The organism is Frateuria edaphi (genome assembly GCF_021117405.1).
In the GTDB taxonomy this organism is placed as follows: Bacteria; Pseudomonadota; Gammaproteobacteria; order Xanthomonadales; family Rhodanobacteraceae; genus Frateuria_A; species Frateuria_A edaphi.
Map to the genome: position 1 here is coordinate 2,494,124 of NZ_CP088251.1, position 14,371 is coordinate 2,508,494.

13 protein-coding genes and 1 pseudogene are annotated in these 14,371 nt (G+C 59.4%); 5 read left to right on the forward strand and 9 right to left on the reverse strand.

The window, feature by feature from the left end:
- Positions 1-28 precede the first annotated feature (28 nt).
- Positions 29-733, forward strand: a complete 705-nt coding sequence (locus tag LQ772_RS11635; protein ID WP_231320999.1) for a transposase — start codon at positions 29-31, stop codon at positions 731-733.
- A gap of 109 nt (positions 734-842) precedes the next feature.
- Here the strand turns inward: LQ772_RS11635 and LQ772_RS11640 are convergent, their stop codons facing one another.
- From LQ772_RS11640 to LQ772_RS11650, 4 genes and pseudogenes are all read right to left on the reverse strand, one after another.
- Positions 843-1,505, reverse strand: a complete 663-nt coding sequence (locus tag LQ772_RS11640) for a hypothetical protein (protein ID WP_231321001.1) — start codon at positions 1,503-1,505, stop codon at positions 843-845.
- A gap of 513 nt (positions 1,506-2,018) precedes the next feature.
- Positions 2,019-2,636, reverse strand: a complete 618-nt coding sequence (locus LQ772_RS17420; RefSeq protein ID WP_425600790.1) for an HNH endonuclease — start codon at positions 2,634-2,636, stop codon at positions 2,019-2,021.
- Between the two features lie 134 nt (positions 2,637-2,770).
- Positions 2,771-3,292, reverse strand: a complete 522-nt coding sequence (locus LQ772_RS11645; RefSeq protein ID WP_231321002.1) for a hypothetical protein — start codon at positions 3,290-3,292, stop codon at positions 2,771-2,773.
- A gap of 174 nt (positions 3,293-3,466) precedes the next feature.
- Positions 3,467-3,556, reverse strand: a pseudogene (locus LQ772_RS11650) (transposase); the annotation flags it as partial.
- A 224-nt stretch (positions 3,557-3,780) separates the two neighbouring features.
- Here LQ772_RS11650 and LQ772_RS11655 point away from each other — a divergent pair.
- Positions 3,781-4,245, forward strand: a complete 465-nt coding sequence (locus LQ772_RS11655) for a hypothetical protein (protein ID WP_231321003.1) — start codon at positions 3,781-3,783, stop codon at positions 4,243-4,245.
- A 260-nt stretch (positions 4,246-4,505) separates the two neighbouring features.
- On the opposite strand, the gene LQ772_RS11660 is transcribed toward LQ772_RS11655, so the two are convergent.
- Entirely contained in the window at positions 4,506-5,375 is an 870-nt protein-coding gene (locus LQ772_RS11660; protein WP_231321004.1) for a hypothetical protein, read from the reverse strand.
- A gap of 52 nt (positions 5,376-5,427) precedes the next feature.
- On the opposite strand from LQ772_RS11660, the gene tcmP reads away from it, so the two are divergent.
- The 3 genes from tcmP (at position 5,428) to LQ772_RS11675 (ending at position 8,416) form a co-directional block, all read left to right on the forward strand.
- Entirely contained in the window at positions 5,428-6,255 is an 828-nt protein-coding gene (gene tcmP / locus LQ772_RS11665) for a three-Cys-motif partner protein TcmP (RefSeq protein WP_231321005.1), read from the forward strand.
- A gap of 132 nt (positions 6,256-6,387) precedes the next feature.
- On the forward strand, positions 6,388-7,131 hold the full coding sequence (locus tag LQ772_RS11670; RefSeq protein WP_231321006.1) for a DUF5131 family protein: 744 nt from the start codon (positions 6,388-6,390) through the stop codon (positions 7,129-7,131).
- Between the two features lie 10 nt (positions 7,132-7,141).
- Entirely contained in the window at positions 7,142-8,416 is a 1,275-nt protein-coding gene (locus LQ772_RS11675; RefSeq protein WP_231321007.1) for a three-Cys-motif partner protein TcmP, read from the forward strand.
- A gap of 65 nt (positions 8,417-8,481) precedes the next feature.
- Here LQ772_RS11675 and LQ772_RS11680 read toward each other — a convergent pair whose 3' ends face one another.
- The 4 genes from LQ772_RS11680 to LQ772_RS11690 all read right to left on the reverse strand — a co-directional run bounded on the left by LQ772_RS11680 (position 8,482) and on the right by LQ772_RS11690 (position 14,357).
- On the reverse strand, positions 8,482-8,916 hold the full coding sequence (locus LQ772_RS11680) for a DUF488 domain-containing protein (RefSeq protein ID WP_231321008.1): 435 nt from the start codon (positions 8,914-8,916) through the stop codon (positions 8,482-8,484).
- Positions 8,913-9,671: a DUF488 domain-containing protein gene (locus LQ772_RS17425; RefSeq protein WP_425600844.1), complete on the reverse strand. Its 759-nt coding sequence runs from the start codon at positions 9,669-9,671 to the stop codon at positions 8,913-8,915. The genes LQ772_RS11680 and LQ772_RS17425 overlap by 4 nt, the downstream gene beginning before the upstream one ends.
- Before the next feature lie 653 nt (positions 9,672-10,324).
- Positions 10,325-13,810: a methylmalonyl-CoA mutase family protein gene (locus tag LQ772_RS11685; protein WP_231321010.1), complete on the reverse strand. Its 3,486-nt coding sequence runs from the start codon at positions 13,808-13,810 to the stop codon at positions 10,325-10,327.
- 208 nt (positions 13,811-14,018) lie between these two features.
- Entirely contained in the window at positions 14,019-14,357 is a 339-nt protein-coding gene (locus LQ772_RS11690; protein ID WP_231321012.1) for an EF-hand domain-containing protein, read from the reverse strand.
- Positions 14,358-14,371 lie beyond the last annotated feature (14 nt).

The window sequence follows — 14,371 nt, forward strand, 5'->3', positions numbered from 1 at the left end:
GCCAACTTCCGCCCGCGAGAGGATGCCCATGGCCCGCAACCCCCGACTGGATTTGCCCGGCGTCACGCAACACCTGGTGCAGCGGGGTAACGACCGCCAGGCGTGTTTCGCTGCGCCGGTCGACTATGGCCAATACCTGCAAGAACTGCGCGAAGCCGCGGCCAAACACGCGTGTGCCATTCACGCGTACGTGCTGATGACCAACCACGTTCACCTCCTTGCGACCCCGGCCGAACCCGGGTCGCTCTCCCGCATGATGCAGGCGGTGGGGAGACGTTACGTTGGCAGTTTCAACGCGCGCTACCGGCGCACCGGCACGCTGTGGGAAGGACGCTTCAAGGCCGCCCTGGTCGACACTTCGCGCTACGTCCTGGCGTGCTACCGCTACATCGAGCTCAACCCCGTGCGGGCGTCCATGGTGGCCGAACCGGGCGAATACCCATGGACCAGCTATCACGCCAATGCACTAGGCCAGCCCAATCTCCTGCTGACACCGCACGACGCATACCAGGCCCTGGGCGAAGGCAATTCCGCTCGCCTCGCCGCCTACCGCGCGTGGGTCACCGACACGGTCGACCAAGCGGAGTGGAACGAACTGCGCCGGCACACCCAACAACAACGCGCCTGGGGAACCGATCGCTTCCGCCAGCAAATCGAAGCACTAACCGGCCGGGCGGCAGGCGTCCTTCCACGCGGCCGTCCCCGAAAAGCCCCCACACCCGAGGGAAAATGAACCTGACCCCTTTTTTTCGCTTTCTTCTCAGGCTCGCGGCCCTGAAGACTGCCGACCGAGAAGGCCAGAAGCCGCGAGCCGGCCGGGCGAACGGGTTAGGGCCACTGCCCTATCGCTCCTCCAAGGCCTCAGCCAGGAGTGCTTCGTAGACGTCGAGCCGGCTACGAAGGCGGATCAGCCACCAAGACACCAGGTAAGCAAGGAGTAACGCCCAAAGAATCAGTCCGCCTACAAGATGCACGTTGTCCCACGTCGATGCCCAGTCGCCAAAGCGCCAATCCTTGAACTGCACGTACAGTACGGCGAGTACCGGTAGCACACCCAGTCGGTCCATGCTTCCACTGAAAAGACTAGTGCGGTAGGCGAGTGAGGCCCTACGAGCCTTCAGATATCGAAGACGCTGCTGCAGCTCCACCTTAGGGTGCACACGCACCGACGCCACAAGCTTCACATAGTGGTCGAACGACTGATCCAGTTCACGAGAGAACTCTTCGTGCGGCCGCTGGAAACCGCGCCACTCGCGCCGGAACATGCAGAAAAGGCTTGTGGCCAGACCTGTCAGCTCCAGGATGAGTGCAACAGTAGAAAGGCGGACGGCCAGGTTGCCGCTAAGTGCCTTTGCCAACACCAAGCCGACACCACCGGCAGCGCAACCAGTGACGAACGCCCAGCGCTCAACAGGTCCGGGCCGGTCATCGGGAGCTTCTGTTTCCTTGGCGTACTGACTGACCTTCTCGTGCAACAGAGAGAAGCTGATGGATTCGGCGTTCATAGGCATCCTTGTCTTGTAGGGAACCATTCAAACATGCCCGTTCCTGGCAACGTCAAGCGCCCGCCCACTGCTCCGCGGACGATGCCGCTCGCCCACAATCGAGGCGGGCCGGGCAAGGCTTAATTCCCTCCGTCCCCTTTTTTGCGGACACATTCGACGATGCCGAGTGGTTCGAACTACGCCGGCACACCCAGCAGCAGGCGCATGGGGAAGCGACCGCTTCCGCCAGCAGGTCGAGGCACTCACGTTGCGAGCGGCGACCGTCCCACCCCGCGGTCGGTCACGAAAGCCTCCCGCCGCTGAGGAAAAATGACCCTGACCCCTTTTTTCCCGGCAAATCGAAGCACTAACCGGCCGGGCGGCAGGCGTCCTTCCACGCGGCCGTCCCCGAAAAGTCCCACACCCGAGGGAAAATGAACCTGACCCCTTTTTTGCCTTACTGTCAGTCAGACAACCCGCACGCTGTCAGGAAAGTGCACTCTGACCCGGTTTTTTTGTAAGGGGGCTGTCCCGTTAGGTCTGTGCCGCAGCGATTCGAGATAAACCGTCCCAGGAATCACGTACCGGCTCTGGGGAGCGCGGGTCCGTCAGCTCGACCTCCGCCAACAACCACTCGCCCCGACCGAATTGGCAGCAGTAGCACGCGGTAACAAAGTTGTCAGGTTCGTTCCTTCCACCCCTCCCGTGAGGGTGCACATGGTCCAGCGAACACGCCATCGCGTAGAGGGCGGTGTGGCGTTCAAATTCTCGAGCGGACCAGTGCACCTCATCGGGGAAAGACCGAATAAGGCGAGCCCGTGCTGACCTGTTGATGACCTTTGTTCCGCAGAACCTGCATCGCCAGCCATCTCGGACGAAGATCGCCGCCTGCGCAGCAAGAGAGGGCATGCGCGCAGGGTCACGGTCACCCTTTGGGAGGCATTCTGGCCGCTTGACGACCCGATGGACCTCTACGCTCATCTTCCCCACCAGACGGCGGGCGTAAACTCCAATTTCCGGCAGATCGGCTGCCGCGATCAGGAGGGCGGCAAGCTCGCGGCGATTTGCCAGGACCGCGTCCGCTGCTGCGTCCAATAGTTTTGCCGCAAGCTCCAACTCAGGGATCGGCGGAAGTAGCGACGGCCTCATCATGCTGCCTCCCTAGCTGACAGGGACACCATACGGCGTCCGCGCCGGGGGATAAATGAACCTACCCTTTTTTTGGGCTACCCAGGCAACCCGCCAACTAGTCGAAAGAGCACTCTGACCCGGGCAACCGGTCTTCGTCAGCAAACGCGGATTATCTTTCGGATTCTCCCCAGCCTCACCGGCCGGACTGCCTCAATATAGAAGTACGCCACGTTGAACGCCGAGACTTTGTGGTTCCCCTTCCCCAAAGAAGGCCAGTCGCGAAAACGATCAAGCTGGGCATCAGTAAAAGGCTTCTTCGAAAAATCGAAAAGAACAAGAAGCGACCGCCCATCATACTTGAGTAGCTTCTTTAGCTCGCCTGCGTTAGCAACTGCCGATAGATTGCCTCTTGATCCCAGCGGCTTCCTGACCGCGAACTCGATAGCGATCCCGTCAACGCAAAAGTCGACCCTACCAGTTCCGGATGCAGACCCAGGCAATTTGCAAGCCAGCTCTGGCATTACCTTGCCAAAGTAGCCAAGCAAGAAGCTACGAGCAATCGGAAGCAACTCGCGTTCGCCGCATTTATGCAGTGACAAACTCTTGCGATAAGTCCGATCGTGCAAGCTACGGTAGAGAAGGTCAAAGGCGTCTGTAACAGCCGTCACGGTTGTCATTCTGTCACCCCAGCGTGCTACGCCAGCCCACCCATCAGCAGCGCGCTTGGGGAAGCGATCGCTTCCGCCAGCAGGTCGAAGCACTCACGTTGCGAACGGCAACCGTCCGCCCCGAGGTCGGCCACGAAAGCCTCCCGCCGCTGAGGAAAAATGAACCTGACCCCTTTTTCAGGAGTCCTCGAAGAAACAGGGTTGTCGATCGTTCCCTCGCTGCACGACATGCTGAGGGATACCTGGAAGATCGAGCCCTGGCTGACGTGGCATGAGCGCGTCCTTGAGCGAGTGCCCAAGGCTGCGCCATCGCCCCATGCCTTACTGTCAGTCAGACAAGCCGCACGCTGTCAGGAAAGTGCACTCTGACCCGGGTTTTGGACCCGGGTTTCGGTTTGCGTTTTGGGGTCGGTCTTCTGACCCGGGCTTTCTGTTTGGGCTACAAGTTACACAGCTTTCACAACTGAGCGCGCACGTTCCGCCGAGTCGCAGCCAAGATGGAGAAGAACGTGTCCTTTCAGACAATAGCTGCAGTCGAGAAGCCCGGGGCCGCCGAACTCGACGAATTTGTGTTGGAGGTGCAAACCTTTCTTGGGCTCGTCGTCACAAGCGACCGAAGGGAATTCAGCTTCCTTTGGGAAAACCACCTCGAACTACAATCAGATGCCATAGCAACGTTTAATTCCGATGTATCGGACCGAGGCGTACCGGAGCTAAGGAAAGCCATCGCCCAGATATCCGAAGACGCGCTAGATGCGCATGGCCTCCAAGGCAGGCCATTGAGATTCAAATTTCGAGTCCTCAGCGCAATTGCTGGGGAATCCGGTCTTGGTCGCGAAAGGAAGTGGTTCAAGAAAATGGTTGATGCCATCGACGCCATCCTTGACTCCCTTATCGCGGCCGCTGGCGGTGCCGGAGGACTCATCAAAGAGTTCAAAGACGCTCTACGCGCTCTGGCTTAAAGGCTTGCACGGCCGATAGTGAGGAAGAAAACGCTATGACTCGCAACTTACAGCCCAACAGCGTCAGCGATTTCGAAGTACGTACTGACCGGTTTCTGCAGTTGAGAGTGCACTCCTATCCGGGCTTATAAATCACTAGCTCAATGTTGGAGCTAAGCCAGCATCAGCCACCCAAGAAGCGCACTCTGCCCGGGTGTTGGAAAGTGCACTCTGACCCGGGTTTTTGCTTTTTCTTCCACCCTGACTGGGGTTTTCACGCGCTAGACCTTCATGCGTTCGCTTAGCTTCCTCTCATAAGCCCGTTTGACCTCACCCGGAAGCCAAACGAACTTGAGCACCTCTTCCAATATCTCCGGGTGAAGTGACAGCGGCGAGTTCACCGAGTGTGTGCGAGAACGCCACTTGATGGTTTTGCGGTTGTGGCAATTGAAGAAGAGGTTTTTCCATACCAGGGCTGTCCGAGCTGCATGCTTCTTGTTCGACAGAACAGTCTCAATCACGCCGCCGGTGCCGACTACGGGTCTGGGATCCTTCAGCTCGCGCTCGATGTCTGCCAGGTGGTACGGCAACATGTCCACATTCTTGCCATCCACCTTCAACTTGTGATTGATCACTCGACAATAGAGCCGTATCTCCCATACAGCCTTGTCGAGCTTGAGGAGTTCGTTGTCCCGAACGAAGTAAGACGTATCCAAGTAGCGAAAGCGCCCATACGTGTCCAAATGCTCGATGATTTCGTGGCTGGTATTCGACAGCTTCATGCGGAACGGCAACGCCTCTAGTGCTTTGACGCCTCGGTCGAGATGGTGCCCAAGCAGTTCGTCCCGCTTCATCGGCTGCGGGATGCGGTTGTAGAGAAGTATCGCCTTGATGTATTTCTCGATCGCCTGGAGGCCACTCCAAAGGAATTGCGCGTTGAGCTCAGACCGATAGGCTGCACGGGCCATGATGTAATCTTGGTCCGCAGTATCTCGGAACGATCGCGTAGCAAAGTCGTTTAGATAGGGGTCGTACTTTTTCTGCACGCTAATCAAAAGCCGTCCCTCCGCTTCACTTGAAGCCACATCTGTGCTTACGCTGAGGCTGAGATTACTTCTTTCATCTGCCGTCGCGGCAAGCTTAAATTCCATCGGACTCAGCCGATAGCCTTGAATTGTCAGTGCCGGTCAGGAGGACCAAGACGTGCCCACCCAAAAAGACCAAGACCGTTATGAGGTAGATCCCCACGACGGTTTACGTCGTGCCATCGTTGGCGGTTGGGCGCCCGAAAAGCACCTGCGCCTTCGGAAATACGTCGACATCACTCGTGCTGTTCGAGGGAAGTTCGGGAGGAACGCTACCTACATCGACCTCTATTGCGGACCGGGCCGCGCCCGCTTGCGTGAGGCCGGAGATATCGTCGATGGGAGCGCCATAGTTGCGGCGACGGAGGCCGCCTCGAAAAATCCTTATCGAGAAATCATCATCGGTGACCTCGACCCCCTGAACGTCGAAGCCTGCCAAGAACGTCTCAATCGTCTGGGCATCGCCAACGTCCGTGCCTTCACTGGAACGGCCTTAGAAGTTGCAGGCAAGGTTCTTCCGACGCTGAACCCAACCGGCTTTAACCTCGCCTTCCTCGACCCGTTCAACATCGAAGCCCTTCCCTTCGGCGTGATCGAGACGTTGGCCCAAGCTAAGCACATGGACCTGCTCATCCACGTCAGCATCATGGACCTCCAACGCAATGTCCGAAGCATGATGATGTCAGGGAAGCTCGATGCCTTTGCGCCTGGCTGGGAAAAGACGGTCAACCGAGGCGCGACAAACTCGACCCTAGTGATGCAGGTGTTCGAGCACTGGCGGAACCTCCTAGCAAGTATGGGCTACCTGATCAGTGACAACATCGAGCGCGTCCGAGGCAATCGCAATCAACCTCTGTATTGGTTGGTTCTAGCCGCAAAGCACGATTTGGCGGATAAGCTTTGGGGAGAGGTGAGCCAGGTCGAGCCGCAGCGCCGTCTCTTCTGAGCTTGCTTCACGGCTCGCTCCCCTTACCCGCATGATATAAATGGCCAATTTAGTCCCGGCCATTTAGTCCCGGCCATCGATCGTCACGCCGGCGAGACCGGCCTCGATCCCTTGGCCCACAAGAGGTGGACCATGACCACGACATCACGCATCGAATGGACCGAGCAAACTTGGAACCCCATCGTAGGGTGCACCAAGATTTCCGCTGGTTGTAAGCATTGCTATGCGGAGGTCATGGCCAAGCGCCTGAAAGCCATGGGCACGCCGGGTTATGAGAAGGGCTTCGCCCTCCGCCTCATCCCAGAGCGCCTGGAGGATCCGCTCCGGCGGAAGAAGCCGACCGTTTACTTCGTCAACTCAATGTCCGATCTCTTCCACGAGCGCGTGCCCGCAGCCTACATCGATCAGGTCTTTGAGGTCATTGCGAAGACGCCACAGCACAGCTATCAGATCCTGACCAAACGGGCGGAGCGGCTCGCCAACTACTTTAGTTCCCGATCGGTGCCCCGAAACGTGTGGCTAGGCGTCTCCGTCGAGAACAAGCGCCATGGTGTACCCCGGATCGACTACCTGCGACAGGTCCCAGCCAAGATCCGGTTCTTATCCGTTGAACCGCTCCTGGAAGATGTTGGAGAGTTGGATTTGACCGGCATCCACTGGGTGATCGTGGGCGGTGAATCAGGGCCCAAAGCTCGGCCGATGAAACCGGAGTGGGCGGACGCCGTGCGCGTCCAGTGCGAAGAGCAAGAAGTCGCCTTTTTCTTCAAGCAATGGGGCGGCTGGGGGGCCGACGGAAAGCGCCGAGCCAAATCCAAGAATGGCCGACTGCTCAACGGCCGCACGTGGGACGAAATGCCAGCCGCGCCGCTGGGCTGAGCTAGCGCCGATGAGCCGCCTTCCGTTCAAGTGGCCCGCGGATGGTTCCGGCGCAATGCTGCAACAACACAGCGTCGCAAAGCTCGACGTCCTGCGGGAGTATTTAATCGCCTATTTCCAGACCTTGGTCACCGCCCCAGGCCAGGAAGAGGTTCGATTGACCTTGGTGGATGGTTTCGCTGGCGGTGGCGTTTTCCGCCATGCCGATACCAAGGAACGCATCCTCGGCTCTCCATTGGTCTTTCTGAAGGCGTCCGAACAGGCCCAGGCCATCATCAATGCCCAGCGCAGTAAGCCAGTCCAGTTCCGCATCGCGTACATCTTTGTTGAGAAAGATCGCAACGCGGCCGCCTCCCTTCTCACCACTCTGAAAGCCGAAGGCTATGGCGCGCGCATTGGTCAAGACATCCAGGTCGTGCGGAGCACGTTCGAGGCGCAAAGCCAGTCCATCATTGACGCAATCAAGGACCGTAGTCCTCAGGTGGGCCGTTCCGTCATTTCGTTAGACCAATATGGCTACAAGGACGTGCCAACCGGCCTCATCCGTAGGATCCTGACCCAGCTTCCCCGGGCAGAAATCCTGCTGACATTCGCCGTCGATGCCCTGATCAACTTTGCTAGCGACAAGCCCGCCACTCATAGCATCCTGAGTCGACTGGGCATTCCCGATGTACTTAAGGGGCGCACCATCGCGGACATCAAAGCCAACGAGAGCGACTTCCGCCTACTGATTCAAAGCAGCCTCTATCAAGACCTCGTCAAGAACTGCGGAGCACGCTTTTACACGGTGTTCTTCATTAAGACGGCCGGCCATGGGGACTATTGGTTGGTCCACTTGTCCCAGCATCCGCGCGCCAGGGATGTCATGACGCAGGTGCATTGGGAACACAACAATCACTTCATCCACTACGGCGGTGCAGGCTTGGACATGTTCCAGGTACTGGGCTATGCCGCCCATCGTGACGAAAGCTACACCGGCCAATCGTCTTTCGGGTTCGAATTCGATGGCCATGCGCACGCGGCCAGTGTGAGTGCATTGACCGAGCAACTTGCTCAAAGAGTGCATGCTCTAGATGCGGTGACTTTTGGAACGCTCTACTCGACCACGTGCAACTCGACGCCAGCGGACAGCCTTCGTTACCGGCAAGCGATCGAACAGCTAGTAGCGCACAAGGAGCTTGTTGTGACCGCTGCGGCCGGCGGCTATCGACGAAAGGCGAGCACTATCCGCGATAGCGACGTCATCCGCCGCGCCAACCAGCGAAATCTGCTGTTCGTGAGCTAGTCTGAAGGCACGTGGCACGTTTCTTGGCGCAGACAAGGCGCGCCCACTCAAATGAGCATCAGTTTTTACAGGTGGTGTATATCCACATCACCCCACCGGCCCTTCAAATACTCAGCGACAAGACGCCTGTGACAGTGGTGCGGTTTGTCTTCGCTGCAAAGCAAGCAACCGTCCCCAATCACATCGGGGCTAATAAATTTCTCTATTGAACGACGCTTCATTAGATCCAAGAACTCACGTTCGTAAATCGACCAATCGCCCCCATGTTTTTTATACGCATCCAACATACTCTTAGTTGGCGCAAGGTCAGGGAGATGCAAATATTCAATATCGCATATTTCGCGAAGAAAAAACGACAGGTCTTGCCTCTTTGCAAAACCAGCTAACTGAGAGACATTATTCAACCGGACGTCAATTATTCGTTTGACACCCGCTCGTTTCAATCTACCAAAGAAGCGCTCAGCCGACGTCTTAGTGAAGCCTATCGTCAATATTCTCATTGCTCGCACTCATCGTCATGCTGAATGGCGGCCGGGTCTATATACGCAATCTTCTTTTCTCTCAGGACGTACGCCTCGTTTATCAATTCCTGCGCACTTCGAAACATGTCGACGCGGGGGAGGCCCACCACGTCAAGCATTCGGAGAATTGTTTCATCGTGCGTTTCAACCTCGCCATTTGGAAGAATGTGCCTGACATCTGCTCCGCGGCCTGATAAAGCCCTGCTCACCAAAAGAGTGCGGTGGCAATCAAGAGGCTCCTTTTCGGCGCACATTAGTGCTATGCGATACTTAGCAGCACCACTCAGCACCCTTTCAATGCCTGAAAGGAAAAGCCGCGTCCCCGCCAATCGAGTGTATTGAACACGACCATGTTCATAGCACGAAGGATCTTCTGATCTGGCGCCAAGCTCCTTCCCTAGAAACGCATAACTTATGCGATTGCGGAATAGTGCCGCACGGAGGCTTTCTTTATTAAATTGAGGGTTGTGCCGGCTGTACGGATAGGATCGTACGTCCGCGATGGCAGACACGCCGGAGCCCTCTAACAAATTCAGAAAGTATTGGAGGGAGTGGTTCGAATGACCGACAGTGTAAACCGTTGGCCCTCGCCCGTTCGGGTTTGCGCAGATATCTGCGCCGACATGGGAACCCATTGAAGTCATCAGGTTGTCACGCGTCTCTGTATCCTCGCAGCTGGCCCAGCTTAGACGGAAAAGTGTAGATCCCATTTGCCTGCAACCAATACCCGTCATTCGATGTATTTGGTTGGCAGAAGCGCCGACCGAGGCCGAGCCGAACAAAGACACGCTCTGCTGAGGCGAGGTGCCTGTTTACCATCGCGAGATCACCTCGTCCGTGATGCTCCTGCGCGTACTCGTGAAACCCAAGGTCCGTTATTGATATGTGAGAAAGTCGAAACCCATTATTGTCCGCCAGGCTTAGCTTGAGCTTCGCGGGTTCATACTGGTTTGGCAAAACCTCGATATCCTCAGGCGCCACCTCCAATGTAATTATGGAACGAGGGGCCCGTGTGTTGAACGGGATGAATTTCTGTCCCGCGGGAAAGGCGTATTGAAAGCCCTCCCTAATATTCTCCGACGAAGTTTTCTCGAGTATTTCGAGAAATTCTTGACCTGAGGCCGGACCCTCATACCTAAGCTTTTTGTAACTCGAATCCTCCAGGTGCGGATTAGCCGCGTCTTGCTTACGAGTCAGATCCCCCGAAATTATTGCGCCCGGGATCACCTTTAGCTCGCGGACTTCTTCATATAAAAGATAGGGCATCGGGCGAAAGCATTCGCCTGTTTGCCTGCAGATCATTGCTGTACAGACAATGTCTTTATTACTAAACCGAGTTAAATCCGTGACGACGTAGCTTCCCATTTCTCCCCCCGTTAGTTGTCGCCTACATATTCCTCCGATACTCCCCACCCACGTCATACAACGCGTGGCTGATCTGCCCCAGCGAGTTGTACTTCACCGCCTCCACCAACTGCTCGAACACGTTCTTCCGCTCCCGCGCCGTCTGCTGCAACCGCTTGAGGCTCTCCGGCGCCAACCCATTCCGCGCCTCCCCGAACGCCCGCACGTTCGCAATCTGCTGCCCCTTCTCCTCCTCCGTGGAGCGAATGAGCTCGATCTCGGTGGCCACTTCGCCGCCGTGCTCCTTCGGCAGGAAGGTGTTCACGCCGATCAGCGGCAGCGAGCCGTCGTGCTTCTTGTGCTCGTAGTACAGCGACTCTTCCTGGATCTTGCCGCGCTGGTACATGGTGTCCATGGCGCCCAGCACGCCACCGCGCTCGCTGATCGCCTCAAACTCCTTGTAGACAGCCTCCTCCACCAAATCAGTCAGTTCCTCGACCACGTAGCTGCCCTGCCAGGGGTTCTCGTTGAAGTTGAGGCCCAGTTCCTTGTTGATGATCATCTGGATCGCCACGGCGCGGCGCACGCTTTCTTCGGTCGGCGTGGTGATGGCTTCGTCGTATGCGTTGGTGTGCAGGCTGTTGCAGTTGTCGAACAGCGCGTAGAGCGCCTGCAGCGTGGTGCGGATGTCGTTGAACTGGATCTCCTGCGCGTGCAGCGACCGGCCGGAGGTCTGGATGTGGTACTTCATCATCTGGCTGCGCGGGCTGGCGCCGTAGCGCTCGCGCATGGCGCGGGCCCAGATGCGGCGGGCGACGCGGCCGATGACGGTGTACTCCGGGTCCATGCCATTACTGAAGAAGAAGCTGAGGTTCGGCGCGAAGTCGTCGATGTGCATGCCGCGGGCGAGGTAGTACTCGACGATGGTGAAGCCGTTGCTGAGCGTAAAGGCGAGCTGGCTGATCGGGTTCGCGCCGGCTTCGGCGATGTGGTAGCCGGAGATCGACACCGAGTAGAAGTTGCGGACCTTGTGCTCGACGAAGTACTGCTGGATGTCGCCCATCATGCGCAGGGCGAATTCGGTGGAGAAGATGCAGGTGTTCTGCGCCTGGTCTTCCTTGAGGATGTCGGCTTGCACGGTGCCGCGCACGGCGGCCAGGGTTTCGGCCTTGATGCGGGCGTAGGTTTCCTCGTCGACGAGCTGGTTGCCGGTGACGCCGAGCAGGCCGAGGCCCAGGCCATCGTTGCCCTTGGGCAGGTCGCCGGAGTAGCGCGGGCGCTCGCGGCCTTCGTAGAGCTTGGCGATCTGCTTCTCGGCCTCGGCCCAACGGGACGCGTCGGCCTTGAGGTACTTCTCCACGTTCTGGTCGATCGCGGTGTTCATGAACATCGCGAGGATCATCGGCGCCGGGCCGTTGATGGTCATGGAGACGGAGGTGGTCGGCGCGGACAGGTCGAAGCCGGAGTAGAGCTTCTTCATGTCGTCCAGGGTGGCGATGTTGACGCCGGAGTTGCCGATCTTGCCGTAGATGTCCGGGCGCGGGGCCGGGTCTTCGCCGTACAGGGTGACCGAGTCGAACGCGGTGGACAGGCGCGTGGCGGCGCCGCCCTGGCTCAGGTAGTGGAAGCGGCGGTTGGTGCGCTCCGGGGTGCCCTCGCCGGCGAACATGCGGGTGGGGTCTTCGCCAGTGCGGCGGTACGGGTAGACGCCGCCAGTGTAGGGGTAGTGGCCAGGGAGGTTTTCCTTGCCGAGGAAGAGCAGTTGGTCGCCCCAGCTTTCGGTCTTGGGCGGGGCGACTTTCGGGATCTTCTGATGGCTCAGGGATTCGCGGTAGTTCTCGACGCGGATGGTCTTGCCGCGGACCTGGTATTCGTTGACGTCCTTGGTGACCGATTCGCGCAAGGCGGGCCAGTCGCGCAGCAGGTGCACGGACTCGGCGGAGAGTTCCTTCACCGCTTCGTTGTAGCGCTGGCGCAGCAGGGTCAGGGTGCGGTCGCCTTCGGCCTTGAGGCTGTCGACCGGGTAGCGGTCCAGCGGCTTGGGCAGGTGTGCGTCGTCCAGCTCCCTGAGCGATTCGTAGTAGTGCTGCGCCTTGTTGGCCGCTTCGGCCTGGCGGGCGATGGAGCTGTTGATGCCCCTGCCCTGCTCGGCGATCTCGGCGAGGTAGCGCACGCGGCTGCCGGGGATGAGGACGGTGACGCGCGGTTCCTTGAGCGCGGTGTCCACTTCGGGGGCGAAGTCGCAGCTCGGGCTGCCGATGGCCTGGCCGTGCCTGGCGCCAACTTTCTCGCGCAGCAGGCGGCACAGGTTGGCGAACATCCAGGTCACGCCCGGGTCGTTGAACTGGCTGGCGATGGTCGGGTAGACCGGCACGTCCTCGTCCTTCAGGGCGAAGGCGGTGCGGTTGCGCTTCCACTGCTTGCGCACGTCGCGCAGGGCGTCTTCGGCGCCGCGCTTGTCGAACTTGTTGAGCACGATCAGCTCGGCGAAGTCGATCATGTCGATCTTCTCGAGCTGGCTGGCAGCGCCGTAGTCGCTGGTCATCACGTAGAGCGGGAAGTCGACAAGGTCGACGATCTCCGAGTCGCTCTGGCCGATGCCGGCGGTTTCCACGATGACCAGGTCGTAGGGCTGGCTCTTCAGGAACGCGATGCAGTCCTTGAGCACCTCGTTGGTGGCCATGTGCTGGCGGCGGGTGGCCATGGAGCGCATGTACACGCGGTGGGAGCGCAAGCTATTCATGCGGATGCGGTCGCCCAGCAGCGCGCCGCCGGAGCGGCGGCGGGTCGGGTCGACGGCGAGCACGGCGATGCGCATCTCGGGGAAGGCGTGCAGGAAGCGCAGCAGCAGTTCGTCCACCACGCTCGACTTGCCGGCGCCGCCGGTACCGGTGAGGCCCAGCACCGGGGTCTTGCGGCCGGCCAGATCCCATTCCTTGCGCAGGTGGGCCAGCTCGGTTTCGGTGAGGCGGGTTTCCTCGATGTCGGTGAGCATGTGACCGACAGAGATCTCGTCGTTGATGTCGACCTTCGGCACGCCGGCGGGCTCGGCCTTCAGGCGCGCCGCCTGGGCGGCGCGGGTGCGCGTGATGACGTCCTCGATCATCTCGGTCAGGCCCATCTTCATCCCGTCGTTGGGGTGATAGATGCGCTCGACGCCGTAGGCCTGCAGCTCGCGGATTTCCTCCGGGGTGATGGTGCCGCCGCCACCGCCGAACACGCGGATGTGGCTGGCGCCGCGCTCGCGCAGCATGTCCACCATGTACTTGAAGTATTCGACGTGGCCGCCCTGGTAGGAGGACAGCGCGATGGCGTCGGCGTCTTCCTGCAGCGCGGCGCGCACGACGTCTTCCACCGAGCGGTTGTGGCCCAGGTGGATCACCTCGGCGCCCTGGCTCTGGATGATGCGGCGCATGATGTTGATCGCCGCGTCGTGCCCGTCGAACAGGCTGGCGGCGGTGACGAAACGCAGCGGGGTGGTTTCGGCCTGCGCGGCGGCGGCGGGGACGTGGCTGGCGGGGGAACTCATGGGGACTCCGACATCGGTCTGCTCTGAACCCCTCGATTCTAGTGGGTTCGCGCATGACCGCGCAGGAGTCACTCCAGGCATGCTCCGCCATCGGCCAATCGGGCCCAAGGCTCGTCCACAGATCAAGGGCAGGCTTCAGGCCAGTCGCGAAACGAAGACGCCCCCGAGTCGGGGGCGTCTTATGACCCTTACGCACTACCGGCCACCGCTATTGTCCGGAGGCATTACTCCCACGGTTGTTGTTGATGTAACCGACGGGGCTCGAGGGTGGCGGGCTTACGTGTTCAAGGTGGCTCCCCTGGTACGGATATGTGTGCGGCTCCGTACGCCAACGCACTGCCTCCTCGGCGGCGACCAGCTCTTTCGAGTCGAGAAGCTTGTCGTGGTTCTTGTCGAAACGGGCGAACTCCACCTTGAGCAGGGAAGCGGGCGGCAGCTCGCTGTTGCTCAGACGCTGGTCGTGATCGGTGTCCAGACTGCGGTAGTCCGCAGAGAGCTGCGCCGCTGCCGCCAAAGGAACGGCACCCGCAAGCAGGGCAACTGTCATCCACCTTCTTCCAT